This is a genomic window from Paenibacillus sp. FSL L8-0470, from assembly GCF_038008625.1.
GTDB lineage: Bacteria > Bacillota > Bacilli > Paenibacillales > Paenibacillaceae > Paenibacillus_AQ.
Map to the genome: position 1 here is coordinate 5,275,568 of NZ_JBBOZM010000001.1, position 24,457 is coordinate 5,300,024.

The window sequence follows — 24,457 nt, forward strand, 5'->3', positions numbered from 1 at the left end:
TCCTGTTCAGCTTAATTGAAAATAGCGGTTGGCATTATGGTAGCAAATATCCTGAACGATGCCTCCAAGGAATGCAAGATCCCGCGGGGCCTCCCCGCTGGTCACCCAGCCGCCGATATGGTTGCACAGAATCCGGCGGAAATACTCATGACGTGTATAGGACAGGAAAGACCTCGAGTCTGTCAACATCCCTACAAAGCAGCTGAGCAGCCCCAGATTGGATAAGGAAGTGATTTGCTTGATCATTCCGTCCTTCTGGTCGTTGTACCACCAGCCGGAGCCGAATTGAATCTTCCCTTTGACTCCTTCGCCTTGGAAAGACCCCGCCATCGCAGCCAGCACATCATTCTGCACTGCATTCAAATTGTAGAGAATGGTCCGGGGAAGCTCGCCGGTCCGGTCCAGCCCGTCGAGCAGCTTGTATAAGTTGTCCGCGTAGCTGCCGTCACCGATGATGTCGAAGCCCGTGTCCGGACCAAGCTCCCGGAACATGCGTGTATTCGGATTGCGGATCGCACCGATATGCAGCTGCATCGCCCAGTCGTGGGCGGCATATTTGCGGCCCATGGCTAAGAACAACGCTGTTGCGTACTGATCGCATTCCAGTCTGCTCAAGGTCTCGCCGCTCAGCCGCTTGCTGAAGATCGTCTCCAGTACAGATGGCGGCGCCTCAGCAAAAGGAAGGTTTGAGAAGCCATGGTCAGAGATCATACAGCCCTGCTGGTCAAAGTATTCAATTCGCTCCAGCAGCGCGCATTCCATCAGTTCATAGGAAGTGATGGCATACCCTACGGTCTGCTCCAGGTTTGCTACATAACCCGGAAAGGACTCCGCTTCAATCAGCAGTGCCTTATCCGGTCGGAAGGTCGGCGTCACCCCGGTCTTGAACTCTTTGTCTCCGGCAATCTGCTTATGATACCGCAGATCATCCACCGGATCATCCGTCGTGCAGATCCATTTCACCCTGGAACGGGTAATCAGCCCCCGGGCCGTGAAGCCGTCCTGGGCAATCAAGGTGTTGCAGTGGTCATAGATCTTCCGCCAGTTGTCCTGACTCAGCTGCTCCTCTACGCCAAAGTAAGCCTTCAGCTCCAGCGCCGACCAATGGTACAGCGGGTTGCCGACAGTATAGGGAAGCACCTCGCTCCACTTGGCAAACTTTTCTTCATCAGAGGCATTGCCGGTAATATATCTCTCTTCGATCCCGAATGTTCTCAATGCACGCCATTTATAGTGGTCTCCACCCAGCCAGACCTCGGCAATATTCTTGAAGCGTTTATTGCCGGCAATGGCTTTCGGGTCCAGATGGCAGTGATAGTCGATAATAGGCAGAGCTTCCGCATACTCATGATAGAGTATCCGGGCCTCCTCTGACTGCAACAGAAAATCCTCATGAATAAAAGGCTTCATCCTTATGCTCCTTAACCCTTATTTCAGGTATTTCTCCAATGTGCTCCGCACAGCTCCCGGGCCGGCCAGCATTTCAAGGAACATACCCTCAATCTTCTCCCCAAGGCCGATGTCATACAGCCGGACACCAAAGAGCTGCTCGTCTTCAAGAATTGGCCGCACATTTGCCGCTTTGGCTCCGAGTAAAATTCCCTGCAAATGTCCTTGCAGCGTCTCGAGCAGCGGGTCCGGACTCAATGCGAAAGGATTGCCTTCATCATCTACTCCAAGCAGATAGCGGCACCAGACGGCAATCGCCAGCGGGATGGCTGTGAGCTGCGCCGGATTAAGATCCTCCCGGCGGATATATGATTTAATGGTTTCTCCAAACCGTATGCCTACCTTCTGCGAGGTGTCGGTCGCGATCCGCTGCGGGGTATCAGGGATAAACGGATTGGCGAAACGTTCAGTCAATACTTCGTCCAGGAACTGCTTTGGACTGAGAATCCCCGGATCTACTACGACCGGCAATCCCTCTTTGTAGCCGATGATTTCCACGAATTTACGCAGCGTATCGTCCTTCATCTCATCGGCGATCAGGGTGTAGCCAAGCAGACAGCCGGATACGGCAAGCGCAGTATGCAGCGGGTTGAGGCAGGTTGTTACCTTCATCGTCTCCACGTTGTTGACTGTATCGCGGTCGGTAAAGATAATCCCTGCTTCCTCCAGCGCCGGACGGCCATTCGTGAACTTGTCTTCAATCACCAGATATTCGCTGATCTCCGCGTTTACGAATGGGGCTGTATAGGTATTCTTGGAAGTGACGATGACCTCCATATCGCCGATTCCCTGTTCCAGCAGCGCCGCCTGGACCGTTTCGGACGGGCGCGGCGTAATTTTGTCGATCATGGACAGCGGGAAGGCGATTAACCGCTCGTCCTCCAGATAAGTCACAAATCCTTCTTCGACAAGTCCCTTGCCGGCCCACTCTTTGGCAATGGTCACGACACCGTTCTTCAGCTTATCGCCATTGTGGGAGCAGTTGTCCATGCTGACAAAGGTCATCGGATATTGGCCCTTCAGGTAGCGGCGGTAGGCCAGGGAAGCCACAATGCTCATCGCATGCACTGGCTGGTCCGGCCCGCCTGCGATATCCTTTTCCACGATGCCGAGATACTGTCCGTTCGGGCCTGTCAGTGAGTATCCCTTCTCCGTAATGGTGAAGCTGGCCATCTGCAGGCTGGGATTCTCGAATACCTCAGTCAGACGGCGGTAATCCGCTTCACGGTTCTTGTCGGCTGCGATTCCCTCAACAATGCTGCTGACGATCTTTTTCTGGAAATCACCGTGTGCGTTCATCAGCACGAGCAGTGTCAGATTGTCGTACGGCTTGTAGACCTTATCGATCATCTCAAAATCGAACGTTTCCGCCGCGATGATCCCGGTGTCCGCCTTGCCGCTGTCCAGCAGCTTCTGGTGGGCGTTCGCCACGAATCCGCGGAAGATGTTGCCTGCACCGAAATGAATCCATTCCGGTTTCACCTGTGTATTCTTCGCCACTTGATCAAAGTCAAAGCGCGGAAGCTCTACACCCGCAGCCTTCCAGGCTGCTTCATCAGAGATACTGCTTCGGTTTAAACGCAGCATTTAGTTCGCCCCCTTGGCATTGTCAAGACTGTCCCATACGCCAAGGAGATACATGATGCCCATGGCTCTGTCATATAGGCCGTAACCCGGACGGCAGTTTTTCTCTTCGCCCCATAGATGCCGCCCATGGTCCGGACGCACATAACCGGTATATCCATTCTCGTGATAGGCTTTGACGACTTCAGCCACATCCACACTGCCATCACGCCCGCGGTGCGACACCTCTATAAAGTCACCGTTCTCAAACACCTTCACGTTGCGGATATGGGCAAAATGAATACGGTCATGGAACTCGCGGATCATCGCCGGCAGGTCGTTCGCCGGATTCGTACCCAGTGATCCTGTGCAGAAGGTGAGACCGTTGTATGGACTGTCCACCAAATCCAGGAACCTGCGGATCATTTCCCGGTTGCGGATAATGCGCGGCAGGCCAAAGATCGGCCAGGCCGGATCGTCGGGATGGATCGCCATCTTGATGTCCACTTCCTCGCATACCGGAATAATGCGTTCCAGGAAGTATTTGAGGTTCTCGAACAGTTTATCTTCCGTCACATCTGCATAGGCTGCGAACAGCTCATCAAGTTTTGCCAGCCGCTCCGGCTCCCAGCCCGGCATTGTGAATTGTCCGGCGCCTTTCAGAATCCGGTCCACCATCTCACGCGGATTATCGGTAATGGCAGCCTTTTCATAAAAGAGGGCATTGGAGCCGTCCGGCAATTTCTTGTACAGCTCCGTACGGGTCCAGTCGAATACAGGCATGAAATTATAGCAGATGACTTTTACGCCCACTTTGGACAATTTACGGATCGTGTCGATATAAATATCGATATATTTATCACGGGACGGCAGGCCGATTTTGATATCATCATGAACGTTGACACTCTCCACCACAGCAGTGCTGAAGCCCTTGGCGGTGATTTGATCCGCCACTTCCTGGATCCGTTCCATTTCCCATACTTCACCGGCTACTTTATCGTGCAAAGACCAGACGATACCCATAACCCCCGGAATCTGCCGGATATGGTCAAGCGTAATGTTGTCATTGCCTTCACCATACCATCTCCACGTCATGTTCATTGATAGAACCTCCTATAATTGTCATCGTCGTAAGTCGATCTTGTATACAAGATTTTCTTGATCATAGAACAAGAACACCCCGTTGTCAATACAATAAACTGCTTAGTTTTCACAAGCGTAAACGCTAAATTCGCCTCTTCATTTTGATAAACATTTTTATTACTGTCAAACATCATGTATACTAGTCATATTCGTCAATACATATGGAAAGCAGGAAGATAAATGTCGATCAAAGTTGAAATTATGAATACACTGAAGCACGAAATCCTCACCTTGGCCTTGAAGCCAGGCACGATTCTGAGCGAAACCGCACTTTCCGAACGCTTTCAGATTTCGCGGACACCGCTGCGTGATGTGCTGAAACAGCTGGCCCTGGAATCCTATACCGATATCTATCCGAAAAAAGGGAATATCGTATCCTATATTGATCTTGAATCTGTTGAACAAATCACGTATCTGCGCAGCACACTGGAAAAAGAGATCCTTAAGGATCTGTCTTCACAGCTTTTGCTGACCGGCGTGCACGAGCTTAAGGGAATCCTGGAGACACAGAAGGAGGCCATCGGGCACAGCGACATCGATTCCTTCCTCAACCTGGATGACGCGTTTCACCGGGCCTTGTACCGGCTTGCAGGGCGTGAGTTTTTGTGGAATCTGATTCAGCAGTCCAATGTGCACTACCTCCGGTACCGTAGGCTGCACATGCTGAAGACCGAAAAGCTGGAGGGAATCTGGAAAGAGCATCAATCTCTGCTGGAGCTTATGGTGCATAAGGAAACCGGAAAGATCGGTCCGCTGATCCACCACCATCTTCGTGAAGACATTCATTCGCTGGATTTTCAGGAGAATTTCTCGGACTATCTCAAAAAATAGGCGGCCAAGCGGAGGGGGGCATATCACTCTCCTCCATCCGTTGAGCGGTTCGCTGTGTGCCTTCCCCCCTCTATCACTGCTTGCTGTGCATAGAATCGTGCTTTGCCGCTGGATAACAAAAAATACAGGGCTACTGGCGAAAGGTTCTTTCCTTTCCAGCAGTAGCCCTGCAAACAATATTCATTCCAAATTAAACATTTTTCGTGAGCTTGGGCATTGGAGCCTCCGCCAGATCAGCCGTCTTCGCGCTTACAGCTGCAGTATTTTACGCGCTCTTTCCTTTACACTAGCCAGCTCGGATTCGGACATTTCGCAATATTTGCTGTTTGCTTCCGTTGTATTGGCATGCTGTACATACGCAAGCTTGGTGTCTTTTTGGACAATCGTATAGAACCAGGTGTCTTTCGAAACATTGTAGACCTTACCGATTTCCATCTCGATCAGATCAATATCGAACTGGTCCTCCTTCCGGTCCGCCACCAGGAGTATGGCTTTTCCGTTCACCAGAATGAACTGTTCGTCCGTCTCGAGGTGGACCTCCAGACGGTGAATGCCGTCGATGTCGTTATCCGGTTTCCAGTTCTTGATGCACACAAGCCATTCATCGTTTTTATAGACACATTGGATACCTGTCCCGTCATAAGCATAAATGTCAGCTTTCATCTTGCATCCCTCTTTCGCAGCTATTGCAGCTGATTATAGTTTCATTTCTTTCGTTCATCCCAAGCGTTTCTCAAACCAAGCCAGCGAATCCCGCATCGCTTTCTCCGGGTCCAGCACATATCTCCGATCCAGCAGCTCAAGACCAAGATATCCCTTGTAGCCGCTTTCGTTTAGCGCCTGCAGCGCTTCTTCCAGCGGCAGATTACCTTCGCCGGGAACCAGATGCCCCCCGGGGCTGCCGTCTACAAAATGCACGTACGTCAGGTTATCCCCAAGTTCTCTGATAAAATCATGAATCGAATCTTTTCCTGTAACCGCCATGACATCCGTGTCCGCCAGCCCTTTTAAATTCGGACTTCCCACCTCATTAATCATTCTGGAGATGTGCTCGGCGCTGTTAAACACATGGGTAGAGTAAGAGGTAAACGCTTCCACGGGTAAGTAAACTCCCTCTTTTTCCGCCGTCCTGCAAATCTCGCCAAGCGATTCCCTGCACCATTTCCACGTTTCCGTCTCATCCACATCCAGATAGGCCAGTCCCGTAGTCACCAGCATCTGGCTACACTCCAGAAAAGAAGCCATTTCAATGTGCCGGCAGAAGAATTCCACGCTTTTCTTGCGGTACTCCGGGTCGGGGTGACTGATACTGATCGGATAGACGCTCTGTTCCGGAGTAAGGCAAATGACCTTTAACCCTCGTTCTTTCATTTTCCGCTTCAGGTTCTGTACATCCTGTGGAGAGTAATAATCCAGGTGAAAGTGGGGGCCCGACGCCCACAGTTCAATGTGTTCGATACCGATCCGGGTAACCGAATCCAGAAAATAATCCAAGGAATATCGTTTGTAATGAAAGTTAGCTGCAGCGACTTGCTTGAGCTGTATCATAGGAACCCGATTCCTCCTTTGTTATACCTGGCAGAATCCATACTTGTACATCTATGATTCTTAACACACCTAGATTAGAGTGTTTCCCAGTAATGTGGCGGTGACTACAGATACGACAATGTTGATCATCCCTGGCAGCATGAAGCTATGATTCAGCACGTATTTGCCGATTTTGGTGGTTCCCGCTGTATCAAACGATATGGCCGCGAGGCATTGGGCGGACACCGGCAAAAAGAAGTTGGCATTCACAGCCATCCACGCACCAACGATGATGTGGGCCGGCAGATCAAGGGCAATGGCAATCGGGATCATGATTAACGTTGTAGCACCCTGACTCGTTGTTAAAGCGGCAACGATAAACATGATCACAGCAAGCATCCAGGGTTGACTGTTTACAATCGTAGCCACATGCTCTTGGATAAACGCCGTTTGCCCCCCGATAAAGGTACTGCTCATCCAGGCTAATCCGAAAGCGCAAACCATGGCAAGCGCCCCTGCCCGGAAGATGGTACCGTTAAGAATCGATTCAATCGCCGGACGGCAGATGATAATAATCAGCGAAGCACAGACCAGCATAATAATTTCAATGGTGTGGGCCATCGATAACACAGTCGTCACGCCGTCTACGGTCCATGATGGCCGTAACTCGGTGAACAGCCCCAGAATGACAATGGACAGAACGGCGAGCAGGAAGATCACCACCGAAGCTTTCGCACCCTTCGGTGACACCTTTTTCTCCGTTTGTTCTTCCGGGTCGCTTTCAACCAAACCCTCGGCGAGTCTGCGCAGATACTCCGGATCTTCTGCGAGTTCTTTCCCTTTACGCAACGTGAGCAGCGCACTAGTAATGACCCCCAGCAGGGTAGCTGGAATCGCGATGGACAAAATTGTACCCAGACTTACGCCAAGCGGAGCCATAAGTCCAAGCATAGCTGCGGTCGCCGCCGACACCGGCGAACAGGTAATCGCTTGCTGGGAAGCAATGATGCTGTTTGAAATAGGCCGCTCCGGCCGGATTCCGCTGTCGATGGATAGCTTGTTGATAATAGGCAGCAGACTGTACACAACATGCCCCGTTCCCGACAGGAAGGTGAAGAGCCAGCAAATAACCGGAGCGACAATCGTTACATTCTTCGGAGATTTATGCAGCATTTTTTCCGCGACCTTGACGAGAAAATTCAATCCGCTCGAAGACTGGAGGGCGGAGGCAGCCAGGACAACTGCCAGAATGATTAGCATAACATCAACGGGAGGTGACGCAGGCTGGACGTGAAAAATGAATACGAATATCGCAACGCCGACTCCGCCAAGCAGGCCCATGAATACGTCGCCGACCCTGGCGCCAAAGAAAATGAGTAAAAAGATGATCAAGAGTTCAAACCAAAACATAAAAAGTCCCCTTTTTTGTTTATACTGGCTTCACCGATCCACTGGACCTTCGTTAAGGCTCATCCGACTTTTCTGAATACGCTTACATTATTGATAGTAAAGAGAGGAGGCCCCTCCCCTCATATACTGTTAAACCAATGGGGTGCCGAATCCGAAAGCACCGTTGATCCGGCATATTTGAGATGCGAACTCCGCTCCCTTACCCATACTGGTCTTGATTTTACGGAGCATTTCACTCTCCTGGTCAAATTCGATCCTGCCCTCTGAACTCCGGATCATCTCCACGAGAAAAGCAGTGATATAAGAATCTCCCGCTCCCATCGTGTCCACCGCTTCCGTTGAATCCGCCGGTTGATAAATCCATTGATCACCGAAAAGGGTGTACGATCCGTTTTCACCTACTGTCCCAACCACAATTTTCGATCCGAGCCGCTGTGCCTTCCGCATCTCTCTCTCCCGCTCTTCTGCCGTCAAATGGCTGCATGAAAGAAAGGATATATCCACATACCGGCAGACCTGTTCCAGATAGTCGTCGTTCCAGCGAACCGAGAAGTCATACGAAATAGGAATGCCGGTTTCCCGAAGAACTGTCAGATCCTGTTCAATGTAACTGTTCAAGCTCGTATGGATCACGGCAAATTGTTTGATGTAATTCAGATCAGTTTCGGTAAATTTCCATGCGTTTTCCTTGGCGATCCCGCCCTTATTCGATCCCAGAAACAGGCGTTCACCGTCTTCAAGGGTAACGCGCGCATAGCCGTTCTCACCCTCATATTCGCGGCAATGGCTGCGGTCAATGGTCAGCTCGTCCAACACCTGCCCGATATACCGGGCGACTTCATCGCTGCCGAATTTGCCTAAATAAGCGGACTCCATTTTGCACATGGTAGCGTATACACTGAAGTTCAAGGCGTTTCCACCAGGGTACATGATGCCCTGGTGGATGTACTTATCTACTACATTGTCGCCAATTCCGATTACTTTATATTGTTTCATATGAATATCCCCTCTGAAGGCTGCTGAAATGAGTACGGATTAATATTCAACCTTCCACATGTATCTGCGTGTGGTAAGCGGATGTTTTCTTTCCACCGCCAAAGCTTGATTATAGATGGGGTACACGTTGTTAAACAAGGAGTGATTGAAATAGTCAACGACCGAGCTATCGATGGTGGACAGTCCAAGATCCTTCGCGTCCAGCACTTCCACCCGCTTAGCGTACCGGTTAAGGAAATCCAGCGCTCTCTCGTCAAGTGCCCGGGTACTACCTTCCGATACCTGAAGGACGAACGGAATTTCGGCGTCCGTAATCTCAAACGGTCCATGGAAGTATTCACCGGAATGGATGCTCGCGGAGTTGATCCACTGCATTTCCATAAAGATACAGATGCTTTCCATATATGCCGCACCATACCCCGCTCCACTGGCCATCGTATAGATGACGGAATCGTCTTTGTGGTTTTTGGCAAACGTCAGGGCTCGATTCTTTACATGCTTGGTTGCCTGTTTTACAATCCGGTCGATTCTTGAAACGCCATCGAGGAATTTCTCGTAATTCGGGTACCCTTCCGTCTGTTTCAGAATTTCCACTGCGGTCATAAGCGCTTGGATCGTTTTTTCACCAGCGATATCTTTATTCTCTCCAAAGCTATACTTGACCACGTAATCCGCAAATTCCGTAATAGGAGAATCTTCGATCCAGGTGAGTGCGATAACCGGCACGCCCGCTTTTTTACCCAGTTCCGCAGCTTTTACCGTTTCCGGCGTGTTGCCTTTATGGGAGGCTACGACCAGGACCGCATTTGCACCGAATGCCTTTGGCGTGTTATGCACGAACTCATTACTGTTGTATAGGCCTACTTTAATGTCCTTAGCTTCCTTCTCAAGAAATGTCTTTGCTGGGAAGAACGCTCCGTAAGAACCGCCGCAAGCGACATAATAGACCTGCTTGATGCCGCCGCCCTCTTTTTTATCCGCTATAATCTGCTCGATAATTTGTTTCATATCCATTCTCCCTCTCCCTTGTATGATACATATTATGATTTTCCATTCCACGCCGGCTTTTGTATGGGAATGTTATGGACAAATAATAGCACAAAGCAATACATGATACAAGAGAGGGCTTTCATTTTTTATAAAATTTCTTATTTGAGCTCATTACAAGGTGTTTACAGTAACATTAGGAGAGCAGAGTAATGTAAACTGTTAACAAATTGTCTATATTGTTATACTATAGAAGTATGTGGTCAATACAATGCAATACATTTCGTTGGACAGATGTCCGATAATCCGGACGTAATATGGATAGACCTCATCTATTCCTTGCCACAGAGCCCGTTTTATAATCGATTTTTGAACCTGGAGGTATAACAAATGCTTGACCCTTCCGAATCATCTCCACTGTACAAACAGCTGCAGGAGAATATATTGGATTCTATCCAAAACGGCACACTGAAACCGGGGGACAAACTCCCTACAGAGCTGGAATTAAGCGAAACGAATCAGGTAAGCCGTGTCACAGTACGGGCCGCTCTGGATTCACTCACCTCGGGTGGTTATCTGGTGCGGATTCCGGGTAAAGGCACGTTCATTACTAAAGACAAGATTCAAAAAAATGTCGCCGAAACGATCGGGTTCAGCGATACGTGCAAGCTGCAGAACAAAACACCCGGCGCGAAAGTCATCAAGTGCGTAATTGAAGAAGCCACCTTATCGGATCAAGAGCATCTGGGGCTGAACCCGGGGGACAAAGTCATCAACATTGAACGCATCCGTTATGCCGACAACGTTCCAATCTCCGTGGAGTATTCGCGGTTCCCCTCCTCCTATTCTTTTTTGCTGCAGGAAGATTTGAACGATAAATCGCTTTATGAAATTTTGAAGAGCAAATACAAAGTCTCCTTCGGGCATTCAAGAAAATATATCGTAATGGAGTACGCCTCCTTTGATGTGGCTACCTATTTGAATATTGAGGAAGGTTATCCGCTGCTTAGTATCACAAGCACAGTCTCCAGTCCGGACGGACAAAAAATCCATCGCTCCAAGCAGCTCATATTGGGGGACAAATTTGAGTTGATTGTCTGACTTGCCGGGATGATATCCATCCGCTGGATGTTCAGGGGAATTTCCGGAGGATCTGAAAAAGTAGTCCGCGTAACAGAGAAGGGCTGCCTCTCTCGCAAAACCTTTGCGATTGAGACAACCCTTCATTCGTTTCCTGTATGAAATAAAAACATAGAACAATTCTATGTAAAGTTGACTTGCCTAATCCGTAATTCCAAAATCATGAAGCAGCTGCTGCTTGTCGAGCGCAGGCAGACCCAGCGGTTCGCGAAATTTCTGCAGCTTCACCAGCAGATCCTCTTCTTTGGCATAGACATAAGGGCTCTTCCAGACCGAATCCAGTGTAATGAGCTCACTGGATGAAGGCTTCATGGATTTATAATTCAGAATCCAGTCACGGAGCTGAACTTTGTCGATATCGGTGCGGATATTCTCCCCCAGGATGTCGATGATATCCCCCAGCTGAGCAATCCCGTTCACGGAATCCAGCTTACCCAGAATCAGGTTCAGGACCTCCTGCTGCCGCTCGTTGCGGGATATATCTGAGGATTCTGCCGTTCCCCGGTTCGATTTGCGGTAACGGACGAAATCCAGCACTTCCTTGCCGCTTAAATGCTGCATCCCTTTAGTCAGATTAATGTTTGTTCCGTCCGCATTATCTACATAACGCATATTCATCGGCACATTGATATCCAGTCCGCCAAGCTCATCCACTATGCTGCTGAACGCCTCAAAATTAACCAGAATCATATGGTCAATGTCGATCTGCAGAATACTGCTGTAGAACTCCTTGGTCTTGCTTAAGTCCTCACCTTTGTTATGGGAGTAATAATAAGCGTAATAATAATTAGCCTTATGCGCGCCGATCTCACTGCTCGTGATCTTCATGTCACGGGGGATGGACAGGATGGACAGCTTTTTGCTCACAGGCTCATAGACCACCGGCATCAGCACATCCGTATTCAGCGTCCCTCCGCTGCCGCTCCGGTTGTCCACACCGGCGAGCAAGAACGTGAGCGGTTTATTCTCATCCACGGCATCCGCAGCATCAGCCTCGGCCGAAGCTCCAGGCATAGGCGATGTTGGACTTGCCGTTTCACTCGGAGTCGTTCCCGATGCCGAAATCCGGTCAAGTGCCCGTTCAGCCTTATAATACAAAGTTCCTGCATAAACAGCTCCAGCGATCAGACACGTACCCAGCACAACGGTCACGCTAAGCAGCGTTTTCCGGTTACGTGATTTGCTGCGCTGCGCTTTCCTTCTCTTGCTTCGCTCTTGCATTCCCTTCCTCCTGTTTACTCGCATTAGTATAAGGAATTATAGCATAGACCGGTGTTAATGCTCAAAAAATGGCAGAGAATAAGCTGACCGCTTGAGGCCTTTCACAAAATACTCTTTACAGGCAAGTTGCTGATTAAATAGCCTAGCGGCCAGACAAAAACCGCAGCCAAGCCGGCTGCGGTTTCCATCATTTGTAACCTGAACTATTTGCTTATGTGTGAAAATAATTACAGCTTGACCATTTGCCCCGTGTTCTGGGATTCGAATGCAGCCAAAATGACTTTCAGAGATTTCAGTCCTTCTTCCCCAGAGATCGCCGGAGGTGTATCCGTTACGATGGACTTCACGAAATCATCAATGACACCACTCGGCACCTGTTTTTCATTGGTCGCCATAGCACCCACTTTGTAGGTCTCGACCGTACCATTCGTAAGCTCCACGATCACTTCGTCGCCCGCTACAGTCCCAATCTTCATCACACCATGCTCGCACCATAATACGGTACTGTTGTCTCCGCCTCTGTATTGTGTCCAGCTGGCAACCAGTGTTCCAATGGCGCCGCTCTTCATCCGCAGGATGCAGGCTGCGTTATCATCGACTTCCGTGCCTTCTTTATGCAGAGTGCCGATAAAACTGGCTATTTCGGATACTTCGTCGTTCAGCAAATAACGGATAAAATCGGATTTGTGTACGCCCAGGTCGCCCATCGCACCCATGATTGCTTCTTCTTTGCGGAAAAACCAGCTGTTTGCACCGTCTACACTCCAGCCCTCCGGTCCCGGGTGCCCAAAGGACGTGCGGAATGTAAGCACTCTGCCCAGTTTGCCGGAGTCGAGAATTTCTTTAGCCTTCACATGAGGCGGCATCAGCCGCTGATTATGTCCAACCATCAGGTACACTCCGTTTTTACGGGCAGCTTCGATCATCTGCTCACCTTCTTCAGCGGAACATGCCATGGGTTTTTCCACCAGAACATGTTTGCCGGCATTGGCCGCCGCAATAGCCATTGAAGCATGCAGATAGTTCGGCGTACATACGCTGACCGCATCCACTTCTTCATTAGCCAGTAATTCCTCATAGCTGGCATAACCTTTGCCGCCATAGGTTTCGGCCATTTTCTCGGCGCGCTCCATGATAGGATCTGCAAAAGCAACCAGTTCTACGTGTTCACTCGCTGCATACTCTGGGATATGTCTGCGCCCGGCGATGGCGCCGCAGCCGAATACAGCAACTTTGATTTTTTTCATATTAAGTAGCTCCTTTAAGCAATAGATTATTATTGGTTTAAATAGTTTTGTTTAAGCCAGTTATAGCTGTTCGATATACTTTCAAGCGGCGGGTTCTGACAGACATCCTGCTCCACGATCAGCCATTGCACCCCCGCTTTCGCTGAGGCCTCAATAACCGCAGGCAGATTAACGGAACCCTGTCCCAATTCAAGCGTTATCATCTGACCCTGCTCGTCTGTGCTGAAATCCTTCAGATGGAGAAGCGGCAGACGTCCGGCATATTTGTGGATATACTCGATCGGATGCTGTCCAGCGAATTGAACCCAGCACACATCCATTTCCACTTGAACCGCAGCCGGTGTGGTTTGCATAAACATGCCATCAAATGCGTTATGTTCTCCGGCCTGTCCTATAAATTCAAAATCATGGTTGTGATAACCAAAAATCAATCCCTGCTTACTGACTTCAGTTCCTATTTCCTGCAGCTCGGAGAACAATTTGCTCCACTCCTCACTGCTTTGAGGACGATCCTCGGGCATTAGAAAAGGACAGATCATATACGCTGCACCGATAGCTTTGAGGTAATCAATCTCTTTTTGCAGATCCTTACGCATGGCTTCCAGCGAAACATGACTGCTGAATCCTTGGAGACCCAGCTCATCAAGCAGCGACTTCATTTGTTCAGCGGGAATATCTCCATACCCGGCAAATTCAACGCCTTGATAACCAAGCTCCGCCACCTTCCGGAGTGTTCCTTCGAAATCCAAAGCGGTTAGATCACGGAGCGTGTACAGCTGTAACCCGATATTGATCTTGTTCATGATAACAAACACCTCTGTCTACTTAAAATTTTATTGTTCTCTCTGGTATCATTCTAGTGGAATACAGACTAAAATGAACATATACAATATCGACAGAACATGAACTATTTGCTCTGAATTCGTTGGGAGGGTCATATTCATGGACACGTCTCTGCTCATCTGCGATCACTCATATCACTATAAGCCGTTTAACCACAATCTGAAGGGCGGATTACAGAATTACCTGTTCCGGCTGCAAACCGAAGGCTCCTGTGAAGTGACCTCACACGGCCAAGAGTACACTCTGAGCGGCGGTGATCTGCTGCTGCTCCGGCCAGGCGACGATTACCAGCTGACGGTGAAGGAACCGGAACATAAGGGACGCCTGTCCAGCGGAGATTATTATCTGTTCTGCGAAGGCCCCTGGATTGACGCCTGGTGGAAACGGAGGAACCGTCCGGTGGCTAACCGGATTGGCCTGGATGACAAGCTGATTGGCTTATGGCGCAACCTTCTGCTGGAGAAACGGCGCGGTTCGCTTGAAGAGGATGCCGAGCTGAAGGATGTGCTGCTGCGCAGCCTCTGCCTGTATATTGACAGAGCGATTACCGAAAATGTACAGGCGGACCGGAAGGGTACGGCAACCCTGAAGCTCAAGCGGTTTATTGAAGAGCATGCCACGGTCACCTTTAAGCTTGAGGAAGCTGCCAGCTATGCCGGTCTTAGCCTGTCGCGGGCAGTAAGGCTGTTTAAGGAGCATTACGGCAAAACCATGATTCAATATGCGATTGAGATCCGGCTCAAAGCTGCTGTAGAGCAGATCAAATACAGTGAATTGACGCTGGAGCATATTGCCGAAACTTGCGGTTTCGCCAGCTACTCTTATTTTCACCGCGTGTTCCGGGCTCACTTCGGCGTCTCTCCGTTAGAATACCGCTTGAAATGACACCAAAGAGGCTCAGTTGTCACTGAGCCTCTGCTAACGACAGCGATACTCCTCATGCGAAAGCTTTATTTCCCCATATAAAAACGCCGGTATCTCATTACTTTTTTATACATGGATTTATCCTTAAGCTGATTAAAGATATAGGGATCGGGATTCATGTTCACTTCAATAATCCATGGCGTCAGCGACCGGTCCAAACCGACATCTACGCCAATTTGCCGAATCCGGGGGTAGGTTTTCTGCATATGAGCCGCCATGCGGGTACCCAGTCTATTTAATTCCTCTGTCAGCTGCGCAAGCCTGCGCTCCGAAAGATGGGTCGAGAGCAATTTCTCAATCGCCATGGGTTTGCCGCCGCTGTGGTAATTCGTCACTATTTTGCCCGGATGCCCGAGCCGTCCGATAATCCCGGTAGCTTCCCATACGCCCTTGGGGCTTAACTGTACCATCACCCGGATATCAAAGCGCCGCCGGTTATGCTTCAGCAGGTGAATCCCTTTTTGAATCAAATAACTCCTGCCGCCAGTCTTCTTCGCCAGACTTTTGTGAAAGGCCGCAAAGCTGTCGAAATGACGGACGGTTTCTTCATACTGGTAAGTAAAGCCCTGCCGTTCCCCCCGCTCCGCGCGAATGACCCCGTTGCCATAGGTTCCCCGTTCCGGCTTGACATAGATCATTCCATAGCTGTGGATCATCTGCTCCAGATTACGTTTGCTGAACTTCCGGGTGTCCGGAATAAAGGGCCTGATCGAAGCGTTGCGCAGCAGCAATTTGGTCTTGAGCCATTTGCTCTGCGGTAAGTTAGCATGTTTTGCCTTCACTCATGCACTCTCCTGTCTGAGAAGGGATGAATCCCCTCCCTGATTTACATAGTCACTGCATCCTATGCAGAAGAGGCCCCCGCTGAATTAAGCATCTATCCCGTATAGGTTAGATTATCTTTACGGTGATCTATGCCCGGTCATGAAGTGAATTCTCGGCATACATTAGTGCAGACGCTCATGTCAATTTGTGCACGGAGATGAACCTATGTCAGCAACCTCAGCAGGCTTAAGTGTTAGCGGTCCCGCGATAGATGTCCTTATTCCGGCGATTGAAAAGGACCTGGCGACCCTCCCTCATGTGATCGACAGTCTTCGCCGTTATGTCAGCCACCCCATCAGCAATATCTATATTGTCTCACCGGACAGCAGCAAGATCAGAAATCTGTGCTCACGCAAAAACTGTATCTTTGTCAATGAAACCACCGTTCTGCCGTTTACTAAAAAAGACATCCGTTATTCCTCCTCCCGCTGGAACCGTTCCGGCTGGCTGTATCAGCAGCTGCTTAAAATGAACGGTGATCATATCTGCCGGGAAAGTCATTTTCTGGTCATTGATGCCGATACGGTGCTGATTCGTTCCCACCGGTTCCGTACCGGAGGAAAGAGTATCTTTTATTGCCGCAACTGGAGCCAGCCGGAATATTTCCGCACCTACCGGAAGCTGCTGGGAACTGCCGCCCCTTCACCCAAATCCTTTGTCACCCATTACATGCTGTTTGAGAAAGCAAAACTGGCCGGACTAAAAAGAAAAATCGAAGCCCGGCACGGGATGTCATGGCATGCCGCCATTATCCGAAGTATCGACAAGAAGAAACAGTTCGGCTTTTCCGAATTTGAAACCTATGCCAATTATGTCTACAGCGGAAACAGCGCCGCTGTGATATTGAAAAATGCCAACAATAAGTCGCTGAAGACCTCAGCCGCTTCTCTGGGAAAAGCGCAGATTCGGAAGTATGCCCGTACGTACCGTTCGCTTTCCTTCCATCAGCGTAAAGGATATTCCACTCCCCCCAAGCATTAAGGAGGCAGACAGCCGTGCATACCATTCTTTTATGCGGCGGTTCCGGACAGCGGCTGTGGCCGCTGTCCGGACGGATCCGTTCCAAAATGTTTCTAGAGCTGCTTCCTGCACCGGGCGGAGGCACAGAGTCCATGCTTGGACGGGTATGCCGCCAGCTCAATCAATGTGGACTGGGTGAATCGGCGTTGTTCGTGACGCATAAGGATCAAAAGGCTCTGACCCGGCGGTATACCGGAAACGGATACCCGGTAATTGGGGAGCCTTATAAGCGCGGTACTTTCACTGCCGCCGCGCTTGGGGCACTCTACTTGCACTCCACCGGAAAAGCTAAACCCGAAGATACCCTCTGCGTGGCTCCGGCAGATATGTTTGCGGATGACGCGTTCTTCCGTTTATTTCATCAGTTCACGGATACATTGGCTGCCTCACAGGCAGACCTTGTTCTGCTTGGGACAAGGCCCACCCATCCCTCGGACCAGTACGGCTACATTGTCCCGGGAAAGGGGACGATTTCAGCCTATTCGCCCGTCCTTTCTTTTGAAGAAAAGCCGGTCATCTCCAGAGCCCGGGAGCTGGTACGGGAACATGCGTTATGGAACTGTGGAGTTTTTGCTTTTTCTCTGCGCTTTATGCTGTCGCATCTGGAACAAATGGGGCTGCCTATTGACCTCGCCGCATTTACAGACTTGTACCCCGGATTTCCAGTCCGCAGCTTTGACAAGGAAGTAGCTGAGCGCAGCAGCAAAGCCGTCGTGCTGCCGCATGAAGGCGAGTGGCGTGATCTGGGAAGCTGGGAAACACTGACTGCCCAGCTGAATCATCCCGTGATTGGTGCAGGGGGAATTTGGGGAGAGTCGGGTCATACCCACATTGTCAATGAATTGAACATTCCGCTGCATGTGATCGGCGTACCCGGCATAGTTGCCGTAGGAAGTCCCGAGGGCATTCTGATTGCCGGCAAAGCAGAAGCAAATGCCATTAAAGAAATCCTCCAAGACGTTTCCGCTGCACCGAGGTATGGGGAAACTGAATGGGGGAGCTTTACCGTGCTGGACGAGGCAACCAGCGGTTCGGGGCTTGTGCTTACAATTAAATTGTCCCTGCTGCCGGATCATGCCCTGCCTGAAATGCCCTGTCTTCATTCCAGCAAGAGCTGGATGATAGTGTCCGGTCATGGAGAAGTCGTTCTGAACGGATCGGTTGCTGCGGCCCGCACAGGTGAGATATTTACAATGGTTCGGGGAGATCGGCATGGAATCAGGGCTTTCACCGCCATGAAACTGATTGAGATACGGACTCTCGAAGAAGAGAATGATGATGACGATAGAATCTACGACTCGTAATCAGGGATGAAAGGGTTAGAAAGCGCTGACGCATTTTGAGGAGATCATCCGTTTCGATGAAATCATCCAATGAATTCTTTTCAAAGTATGCTATCGTTGCCTCGGGCAGTTTGATATAGCACATTGAAACTGCCCAGGCGACGGCCATTTTCACATAATACCCGCCATGCTTGTATAACCGGATTACATATCAGCTTGACAGAGTCCAATAGTCATTATACAATATTCAACGTTGAGTAATGGAGGTGGAAAGCGGTTGACACGATTACTTGTACTTGGAATGCTGAATGTTCAGCCTATGTCTGGTTATGATGTGCAGCAGGGGCTGCAGATGACAGATGCGGAACGCTGGGGTGGGGTGCTGATCGGTTCTATTTATCATGCACTGAAAAAAATGGAGCTGGAGGGTTATGTTGCGGTCACAAGCATTGAACAGACCGGGCATCGCCAAAAGGCGATTTACACCATTACTGAATCCGGAAAACAGTATCTGCAGGAGCTGATCAGCGATGCGCTAAAAGCTTCTTCTGTGCTATACCCTTCGAAGATGTATTCCGGTTTATCCTTTTATGAAAAACTGCCGCCGGAGGAATGCCGAAGAGCATTAGAACAGCAGCGCAGCACTCTACAGGATGAATACGACGCTGTGAAGCAAGGTTTTGAAGCCAAAGATGCAGCCATGCAGCATAACATCCCTCCAATGGTCATGTTGATCATGGATAATATGTTCGCTATTATCCGGCAGCAGCAGGATTTTGTTGAAAAGGCGCTGGCGCTTTTGGATACACAGGAATAAACACTCTCCCTCATAACTGAGGGAGAAAAAAATGCCCCTATACTCAACGATGAATAAACAATGTGAAGTAAAGGAGAGTGGAAAGGATGAACCTCATTGAAGCCAAAGGTATCCATAAGCAATTCCATAACCGTGAGGTAGTAAAGGGAATTGACCTGGAAATCAGGCAAGGAGAAGTTCTTGCTCTGATTGGCACAAACGGAGCCGGAAAATCAACCACCTTGGCGATGCTGTTGGGGATTTTGCAGCCGGATTCCGGCGAAATCACACGCTGGAGGGACGATTACCGTGCGCATATAGGTGTGCAGCTCCAATCGACTCCATTTTTTGAAGGATACACAGCTGAAGAGAATCTTGCACTTTTTGCGGCACTTTATCATGTGAAGCTAAGCAAGGCACAAATACGAAACAAGCTGGAGGAATGCAACTTAGCAGATGCAGGAAAAACACCAGCCGCCCGTTTGTCCGGCGGACAGCAAAAGCGGCTTGCCATTGCAGTCACTGCGATACACAATCCCGATTTAATTGTTCTTGATGAACCAGCGGCAGGGCTTGATCCCCGGGCACGTCAAGAGATTAGAAGAATGATTGAGCGGCTTGCCGGGAACAAAGTGACTGTGCTGTTCTCCTCTCATGATATGGAGGAAGTATCCCGTATCGCTGACCGCTTGATTTTGATGGATAACGGACAAATTGTTGCTGAGGGACAACCGGAAGACTTGTTGCAGCAATATCATGCTGAAAAACTGGAAGATCTATATCTTCAGTTGACCGATCATGCTTAGATTAGGAGGCAAATACAATGAATACAATATTCAGACTTACGCTTAAATCTGCAACCCGTGATCCATTTTTATTATTTTGGTCGATTGTGTTACCGATAGGCGGAACCATTGGCTTAGGAATGTTTATAAAATCTCCGGATTACCCTGAACGCATACTAACCGGCATGATGGCCGTCAGCATTTTGTTCTATTCATTTATGACCACATCCTTCGCGGTCCTGACACAGCGCCGAAGAGGTGTATACAACCTGCTGCGTGTAACCCCTATGTCTCTCTGGAAATATATATGCAGTATTTCAGGGGCATGGACACTGACTTCTCTTGTGTGTGCAATCCTCGTATTGATATCAGGTATTTTTGTTTTTGAGCTTAATATTGCAGTACGTTCGATTGTTGCATTGATTCCGGTAATAATCATCGCCACGATTAGCTATGTTTTTCTTAGCTTTTTTGCTGCCAGCCTGAGCCGGACGGAGAACAATGTGAGTATCCTGACGAATATGATTACCATTCCGCTATTGCTTTGCAGCAGCGCATTCTATTCCTTAGATGGTGCCCCAGGGTGGGTTCAGACGCTTAACCGGATTAACCCTTTTCAATGGTTTATCAACGGATTGCGCAATTCTCTGGCCATGGAGTGGTCCGGTTACTTTATAAGTGTGGGCCTGTTGGCATTGATGGGGGTTGCCACCTTTTTATTGGCATTAAGAACATTCAGATATGCTGATATATAAGTATCCCGCAGATTGAAACAGCGGCAGTCCTGGACACGAAAAACACGCCCAAAATGCCGCTGTTTTATTGCTTTTCGTTTGCGTCTTTTACCAAGAAACCCAGAAGACCTTTGGCATAAGGTTCTGGTTGACCTAATACTTCTACTGGGGTACGGTCAATTACGGTTGTCATTTTAATAAATGACCCTATCTGCTCATCCATAAAATCAATGTCCAGCTTGTCTAAATATCCGTTGGGTCCTGTTGCACATAAATAGTCAGGCGCTGGAACAAGTGAGATATTCGGTATCCCGGCGTCAAATAACGGTTGCCCTTCGCCGAAATGTATATTGTTTATCGGTTTCAACGTTATACTTCTCACTTTCGTTCTTCCCTTAAGCGAATCCAAATAAATTGTATTCATCATCTCATTTGCTGTATACACAAGTTCAGTTTCAAGATTTCCGGTGTCGCTGTATCGGCTATTCTCCTGATTATCTTTCCATTCCCTGCATCCCAAGTGCTCCAGTGTAAGACCTGCCACCGCCTTCTGATGGCCTCCTTCTCCGTCCCAAAGTTCAGGATGATCATGCAGCCAGCGTGTAGTGGCTTGACCCTGTATACCGAATTGCGGAATTTGAAAGTGGCCTGTAACGAACACAAACACTAAATCCCTTTGACGCTGTTCCAATGGAAGCTTTGAGAAATACTCTGCCATCGCCAGCAGGCCAACCCCTCCGTTTTCCTCACAGGCATTCGGTCCGTCTGTATGGGTATTGATCAGGATATTTTCGCTTCTATTCGTTCCCGGAAGAATGGCATAAAGCGTATCGCTATCTGCATTTTCCTTGATTTCAGCATGCAGTACTAAACGTGCTTTAGCATGCCGGAGGGCTAGCTGCTTCAATTGATCTCCCGTGTTCCCGTCTACCCATAGAGCCGGACAAGCTTTAAGTGCAGTTGTGAATGGAAGGTATTGCCCCCTAACGTTTTCTGCGGATATCTTTTTCCAGACACATACCAAGCCTAACACTCCAGCTTGTTGTGCCTCTACTAAATCCGGACCTTTCATTAACGAACTAACAACAGAATTTCTTAGTCCGAAAGGAAGCTTTGCGCTTTTAGGAAACGAGGTTCTTTTTCTAAGTGCTACCGAAGAGGGAAGTTTAGAAACGGTTACTTCCACAATCGCGATTTTTCCAGCCGCCTGTTTGAAATTTCCGGGTCCTGAACCACAATAGATCAGTTCACCCACAACGCCATCCTCTGTGGTTGTTCCTGAATAGGGATAGTAGGACGCAACGGGATATTCCTCTATGCCGCCTTGTTCCACCTGCACAAACAGATTCCATTGCTTCGCTTCCCATTTTGTGAATAAATGCTTGTCCCGGTTGACTTTCAGTCCCATGTCCGTTAATTCCTGTTCGAAAAAATCAATCAGCTTTCTATGTGCCTTATTTCCAGTAAATCGCGGGCCCCCTCTATTCAGCTCTTCTTGCCAATACCATAGCTTATCTTTGTCAGGAAGGATGTTGCTATTCATAGTACATAGCTCCTTTTTGCTGTAGCTCAACTTAATACTTTTCTTCATCACTGATTCCAGTATAAAGGTTGAAGTATACTGCAAGGTCAAGCTCCTCCTAAAATTAAAGACCCGCAGAGGGAGGTCATCCATCCCTTCTGCAGGTCTTTTTTGTATTTAAGCATCGCTTTTACATTAGAACAAATTTTTAAAAAGCAATCCCATCAGCACAGCAGATTCTTGATTTAACAGTGAATCCTTCGGCCGATAATGTACTGTTCCATTTGTTACTGTAACATCAGGACCATAGAGATGAAGGCCCACTACGAATTGCACACCTTCAGATGCCCATGGGCTGACATCCTCGCTTAGCTCAGCCTTTACAGGTTCAACCATTAAATTTTGCTTCACCAGCCTCCATACTATAGTACCTGCCTGCTCCCGGGTCACAGGCTCATCCGGGCGGAAGCTTCCATCCGAAAATCCCGATACGGCTCCGCTTTCAACTGCAGTCTGAATAACTGCCTCATACCGATGGCCCTTAGTATCGCTAAATTGACTAGGCCTTGTAGAAAGCGGGAAATCTGTAAACTTGAACAACTGGGCAATAAATTTGCCCCTTGTCATGGGTTCTTCCGGCTTAAATGTATCCTGGTCCTGCTGAATCACACCCAATTGAACGAGCGAATAAATATATTTTGCGTAAGGATGGTTCTCTGGAACATCAGAATATTTCGCAGGCTCAGGAAGCTTCTCAGACCAACTCCCCGCTTTGTTGTAGGAGAAATATTCCATGTTCCCGTCTTTATCCGCATGGAAGCCGGCAGGTAATCCCTCCTCATCATAGAACAGCAGATCCTTAGACTGGCGTAAGACATGCTCTCCCAAAGGATCTGACACCAGCAGAGTTCCGTCACCAGCCTTAATATCGTAGGTCCAGCCAGGCATACTCAAATCCCGATATAACCCTTCGAATGGATGCAGTTGCTCTTTCGTAGGCTTCGGCGTTTTAATCACAGGACTTATCCCTTTATCAGGGAAATAGCGGTTCATAAACTGCTCAAAGAAGGGGGCCCGAAGGTTGCCTTTATCAGTGTTAAAAGCAATGAATATTCCCGTATTCTCTTCAGGCAGCAACCATAAATTGCTATGAAATCCGGGTAAATCGCCCCCCTTCTCGACGACAGTGTATCCATTGTAAGACGACGGATAAATAGTCTCCAGGCCATAACCGCTCCCCGGAATATCAGGATGAATAGTCACACTCTTCTTCTCCATCTCCAAGACTGAATCTTTCAATAAGATGTGTTTAGAACCCTGTTGTCCATAGTTAAGCATTGCCTGAAGGAATTTCGCCATGTCACTGCCTGTTGAGAACATGCCTCCTTCCGGACCGCTGTCAGGGATATTGGGGATCTGTGCTTGAGGTTTCAGTGTAATGTCATAAGGGGTAGCTATGGCCTTCTTTACCTCACTGTTGAACAGCACATTACTGTTATCCATACCTAAGGGTTCGAACAAGCCCTTTTTCATATATTCTTCAAAGGTTGAGCCACTCGTCTGTTCGATAATGTAGCCCAGCAGAGAAAATCCATAATTGTTATATCTGTAGGCTTCACCAGGTTTACGGGTAACAGTAGGCACTGTTGCTTTTACATAATCCTCCAAGCTGTAGGCTTTACCAGGCTCAGGGGAGCCCCCTAAATCAAAACCCGAAGTATGAGTCATCAAATGCTTAAGAGTAAGCGGGGACCCTGTTTTATTAGGAATTTGCAAATGAGGCAAATAGCCCTGAATATCCTTATTCAAATCAACCTTGCCTGCCTCAGCCAACTGCATGATCCCCACAGAGGTAAGCAGCTTGGAGACGGAAGCCAGACGAAATACGGTCTTATCTGCATCGAAAGGTTTCTTGGCGGCAACATCAGCGTAACCGTAACCTTGGTTAAGCAATACCTTGCCATCTTTAACCACAACAACTGCAGCTCCTACAAGCTGTTCTTGAATTTCTTTCTGTTTAAAAAACTGATTGGTGAATTCCTTTACATCTGCCTGTTCCAGCTTTACATCTGAGCGCTGAACGGGTTCAGCTTTCGCCAGTGCTGTTGAAGGCAGTATAAGCAAGGTGGCAAGGGCCAGCCCGAGGATTTTTTTCATCATAAATCTCCTAATCATAGAATTGGTTAGCATGCCATAAATAAAAGGGTCTGT

Annotated in this window: 22 protein-coding genes; 8 read left to right on the plus strand and 14 right to left on the minus strand. The window is 48.8% G+C overall.

Annotation, left to right across the window (positions count from 1 at the left end):
• Window positions 1-6: 6 nt before the first annotated feature.
• From uxaC to uxuA, 3 genes are read right to left on the minus strand one after another with little or no spacing between them, the layout of a single operon-like run.
• The gene (uxaC, locus tag NST99_RS24205; protein WP_341094980.1) at window positions 7-1,410 is read right to left on the minus strand and encodes a glucuronate isomerase; all 1,404 of its coding nucleotides are present in this window, start codon (window positions 1,408-1,410) and stop codon (window positions 7-9) included.
• 18 nt (window positions 1,411-1,428) lie between these two features.
• Window positions 1,429-3,036 carry a mannitol dehydrogenase family protein gene (locus NST99_RS24210; RefSeq protein ID WP_341094982.1) on the minus strand — a complete coding sequence of 536 codons (1,608 nt, stop codon included), beginning with the start codon at window positions 3,034-3,036 and terminating at the stop codon, window positions 1,429-1,431.
• Entirely contained in the window at window positions 3,037-4,113 is a 1,077-nt protein-coding gene (gene uxuA, locus NST99_RS24215; protein ID WP_341094983.1) for a mannonate dehydratase, read from the minus strand.
• A gap of 222 nt (window positions 4,114-4,335) precedes the next feature.
• Here uxuA and NST99_RS24220 point away from each other — a divergent pair, with 222 nt between their 5' ends.
• Window positions 4,336-4,986 carry a GntR family transcriptional regulator gene (locus NST99_RS24220; protein WP_341094985.1) on the plus strand — a complete coding sequence of 217 codons (651 nt, stop codon included), beginning with the start codon at window positions 4,336-4,338 and terminating at the stop codon, window positions 4,984-4,986.
• A gap of 249 nt (window positions 4,987-5,235) precedes the next feature.
• Here NST99_RS24220 and NST99_RS24225 read toward each other — a convergent pair whose 3' ends face one another.
• The 5 genes from NST99_RS24225 to NST99_RS24245 all read right to left on the minus strand — a co-directional run bounded on the left by NST99_RS24225 (window position 5,236) and on the right by NST99_RS24245 (window position 9,933).
• Entirely contained in the window at window positions 5,236-5,649 is a 414-nt protein-coding gene (locus NST99_RS24225; protein WP_341094986.1) for a hypothetical protein, read from the minus strand.
• A gap of 54 nt (window positions 5,650-5,703) precedes the next feature.
• Window positions 5,704-6,534 carry a sugar phosphate isomerase/epimerase family protein gene (locus NST99_RS24230; protein ID WP_341094987.1) on the minus strand — a complete coding sequence of 277 codons (831 nt, stop codon included), beginning with the start codon at window positions 6,532-6,534 and terminating at the stop codon, window positions 5,704-5,706.
• A 69-nt stretch (window positions 6,535-6,603) separates the two neighbouring features.
• Window positions 6,604-7,923 carry an anaerobic C4-dicarboxylate transporter gene (locus NST99_RS24235; protein ID WP_341094988.1) on the minus strand — a complete coding sequence of 440 codons (1,320 nt, stop codon included), beginning with the start codon at window positions 7,921-7,923 and terminating at the stop codon, window positions 6,604-6,606.
• 129 nt (window positions 7,924-8,052) lie between these two features.
• On the minus strand, window positions 8,053-8,919 hold the full coding sequence (locus NST99_RS24240) for a fructoselysine 6-kinase (RefSeq protein ID WP_341094990.1): 867 nt from the start codon (window positions 8,917-8,919) through the stop codon (window positions 8,053-8,055).
• A 39-nt stretch (window positions 8,920-8,958) separates the two neighbouring features.
• Window positions 8,959-9,933, minus strand: a complete 975-nt coding sequence (locus NST99_RS24245) for an SIS domain-containing protein (protein ID WP_341094992.1) — start codon at window positions 9,931-9,933, stop codon at window positions 8,959-8,961.
• Window positions 9,934-10,296: 363 nt separating this feature from the next.
• Here NST99_RS24245 and NST99_RS24250 point away from each other — a divergent pair, with 363 nt between their 5' ends.
• The gene (locus tag NST99_RS24250; RefSeq protein WP_341094993.1) at window positions 10,297-11,007 is read left to right on the plus strand and encodes a GntR family transcriptional regulator; all 711 of its coding nucleotides are present in this window, start codon (window positions 10,297-10,299) and stop codon (window positions 11,005-11,007) included.
• A gap of 180 nt (window positions 11,008-11,187) precedes the next feature.
• Here NST99_RS24250 and NST99_RS24255 read toward each other — a convergent pair whose 3' ends face one another.
• The 3 genes from NST99_RS24255 to NST99_RS24265 all read right to left on the minus strand — a co-directional run bounded on the left by NST99_RS24255 (window position 11,188) and on the right by NST99_RS24265 (window position 14,317).
• Window positions 11,188-12,267: an LCP family protein gene (locus tag NST99_RS24255; protein WP_341094994.1), complete on the minus strand. Its 1,080-nt coding sequence runs from the start codon at window positions 12,265-12,267 to the stop codon at window positions 11,188-11,190.
• 227 nt (window positions 12,268-12,494) lie between these two features.
• Window positions 12,495-13,514, minus strand: coding sequence for a Gfo/Idh/MocA family protein (locus tag NST99_RS24260; RefSeq protein ID WP_341094995.1), 1,020 nt, complete (start codon window positions 13,512-13,514; stop codon window positions 12,495-12,497).
• Window positions 13,515-13,543: 29 nt separating this feature from the next.
• A complete protein-coding gene (locus tag NST99_RS24265) occupies window positions 13,544-14,317 on the minus strand; it encodes a sugar phosphate isomerase/epimerase family protein (protein WP_341094997.1) in 774 nt (257 codons plus the stop codon).
• 139 nt (window positions 14,318-14,456) lie between these two features.
• On the opposite strand from NST99_RS24265, the gene NST99_RS24270 reads away from it, so the two are divergent.
• Window positions 14,457-15,242, plus strand: a complete 786-nt coding sequence (locus NST99_RS24270; RefSeq protein WP_341094999.1) for a helix-turn-helix transcriptional regulator — start codon at window positions 14,457-14,459, stop codon at window positions 15,240-15,242.
• 65 nt (window positions 15,243-15,307) lie between these two features.
• Here the strand turns inward: NST99_RS24270 and NST99_RS24275 are convergent, their stop codons facing one another.
• Window positions 15,308-16,063: a YheC/YheD family protein gene (locus tag NST99_RS24275; protein ID WP_341095000.1), complete on the minus strand. Its 756-nt coding sequence runs from the start codon at window positions 16,061-16,063 to the stop codon at window positions 15,308-15,310.
• A 208-nt stretch (window positions 16,064-16,271) separates the two neighbouring features.
• Between NST99_RS24275 and NST99_RS24280 the strand changes: the two genes are divergently transcribed.
• From NST99_RS24280 to NST99_RS24305, 5 genes are all read left to right on the plus strand, one after another.
• The gene (locus NST99_RS24280) at window positions 16,272-17,087 is read left to right on the plus strand and encodes a DUF6492 family protein (protein WP_341095002.1); all 816 of its coding nucleotides are present in this window, start codon (window positions 16,272-16,274) and stop codon (window positions 17,085-17,087) included.
• Window positions 17,088-17,101: 14 nt separating this feature from the next.
• On the plus strand, window positions 17,102-18,430 hold the full coding sequence (locus tag NST99_RS24285; protein WP_341095004.1) for a sugar phosphate nucleotidyltransferase: 1,329 nt from the start codon (window positions 17,102-17,104) through the stop codon (window positions 18,428-18,430).
• A gap of 256 nt (window positions 18,431-18,686) precedes the next feature.
• Window positions 18,687-19,226 carry a PadR family transcriptional regulator gene (locus tag NST99_RS24295; protein WP_340897144.1) on the plus strand — a complete coding sequence of 180 codons (540 nt, stop codon included), beginning with the start codon at window positions 18,687-18,689 and terminating at the stop codon, window positions 19,224-19,226.
• Between the two features lie 86 nt (window positions 19,227-19,312).
• A complete protein-coding gene (locus NST99_RS24300; RefSeq protein ID WP_341095006.1) occupies window positions 19,313-20,011 on the plus strand; it encodes an ABC transporter ATP-binding protein in 699 nt (232 codons plus the stop codon).
• 17 nt (window positions 20,012-20,028) lie between these two features.
• Entirely contained in the window at window positions 20,029-20,745 is a 717-nt protein-coding gene (locus NST99_RS24305) for an ABC transporter permease (RefSeq protein ID WP_341095009.1), read from the plus strand.
• 64 nt (window positions 20,746-20,809) lie between these two features.
• On the opposite strand, the gene NST99_RS24310 is transcribed toward NST99_RS24305, so the two are convergent.
• A complete protein-coding gene (locus tag NST99_RS24310) occupies window positions 20,810-22,267 on the minus strand; it encodes a hypothetical protein (protein ID WP_341095011.1) in 1,458 nt (485 codons plus the stop codon).
• A 174-nt stretch (window positions 22,268-22,441) separates the two neighbouring features.
• Complete coding sequence (locus NST99_RS24315; protein ID WP_341095012.1) at window positions 22,442-24,403, minus strand: serine hydrolase; 1,962 nt, start codon at window positions 24,401-24,403, stop codon at window positions 22,442-22,444.
• Window positions 24,404-24,457 lie beyond the last annotated feature (54 nt).

Excerpts from the sequence above, each read along its gene's own strand:
- uxaC (WP_341094980.1), bottom strand. The coding sequence starts at position 1,410 with ATGAAGCCTTTTATTCATGAGGATTTTCTGTTGCAGTCAGAGGAGGCC.
- NST99_RS24210 (WP_341094982.1), bottom strand. The coding sequence starts at position 3,036 with ATGCTGCGTTTAAACCGAAGCAGTATCTCTGATGAAGCAGCCTGGAAG.
- uxuA (WP_341094983.1), bottom strand. The coding sequence starts at position 4,113 with ATGAACATGACGTGGAGATGGTATGGTGAAGGCAATGACAACATTACG.
- NST99_RS24220 (WP_341094985.1), top strand. The coding sequence starts at position 4,336 with ATGTCGATCAAAGTTGAAATTATGAATACACTGAAGCACGAAATCCTC.
- NST99_RS24225 (WP_341094986.1), bottom strand. The coding sequence starts at position 5,649 with ATGAAAGCTGACATTTATGCTTATGACGGGACAGGTATCCAATGTGTC.
- NST99_RS24230 (WP_341094987.1), bottom strand. The coding sequence starts at position 6,534 with ATGATACAGCTCAAGCAAGTCGCTGCAGCTAACTTTCATTACAAACGA.
- NST99_RS24235 (WP_341094988.1), bottom strand. The coding sequence starts at position 7,923 with ATGTTTTGGTTTGAACTCTTGATCATCTTTTTACTCATTTTCTTTGGC.
- NST99_RS24240 (WP_341094990.1), bottom strand. The coding sequence starts at position 8,919 with ATGAAACAATATAAAGTAATCGGAATTGGCGACAATGTAGTAGATAAG.
- NST99_RS24245 (WP_341094992.1), bottom strand. The coding sequence starts at position 9,933 with ATGGATATGAAACAAATTATCGAGCAGATTATAGCGGATAAAAAAGAG.
- NST99_RS24250 (WP_341094993.1), top strand. The coding sequence starts at position 10,297 with ATGCTTGACCCTTCCGAATCATCTCCACTGTACAAACAGCTGCAGGAG.
- NST99_RS24255 (WP_341094994.1), bottom strand. The coding sequence starts at position 12,267 with ATGCAAGAGCGAAGCAAGAGAAGGAAAGCGCAGCGCAGCAAATCACGT.
- NST99_RS24260 (WP_341094995.1), bottom strand. The coding sequence starts at position 13,514 with ATGAAAAAAATCAAAGTTGCTGTATTCGGCTGCGGCGCCATCGCCGGG.
- NST99_RS24265 (WP_341094997.1), bottom strand. The coding sequence starts at position 14,317 with ATGAACAAGATCAATATCGGGTTACAGCTGTACACGCTCCGTGATCTA.
- NST99_RS24270 (WP_341094999.1), top strand. The coding sequence starts at position 14,457 with ATGGACACGTCTCTGCTCATCTGCGATCACTCATATCACTATAAGCCG.
- NST99_RS24280 (WP_341095002.1), top strand. The coding sequence starts at position 16,272 with ATGTCAGCAACCTCAGCAGGCTTAAGTGTTAGCGGTCCCGCGATAGAT.
- NST99_RS24300 (WP_341095006.1), top strand. The coding sequence starts at position 19,313 with ATGAACCTCATTGAAGCCAAAGGTATCCATAAGCAATTCCATAACCGT.
- NST99_RS24305 (WP_341095009.1), top strand. The coding sequence starts at position 20,029 with ATGAATACAATATTCAGACTTACGCTTAAATCTGCAACCCGTGATCCA.
- NST99_RS24310 (WP_341095011.1), bottom strand. The coding sequence starts at position 22,267 with ATGAATAGCAACATCCTTCCTGACAAAGATAAGCTATGGTATTGGCAA.
- NST99_RS24315 (WP_341095012.1), bottom strand. The coding sequence starts at position 24,403 with ATGAAAAAAATCCTCGGGCTGGCCCTTGCCACCTTGCTTATACTGCCT.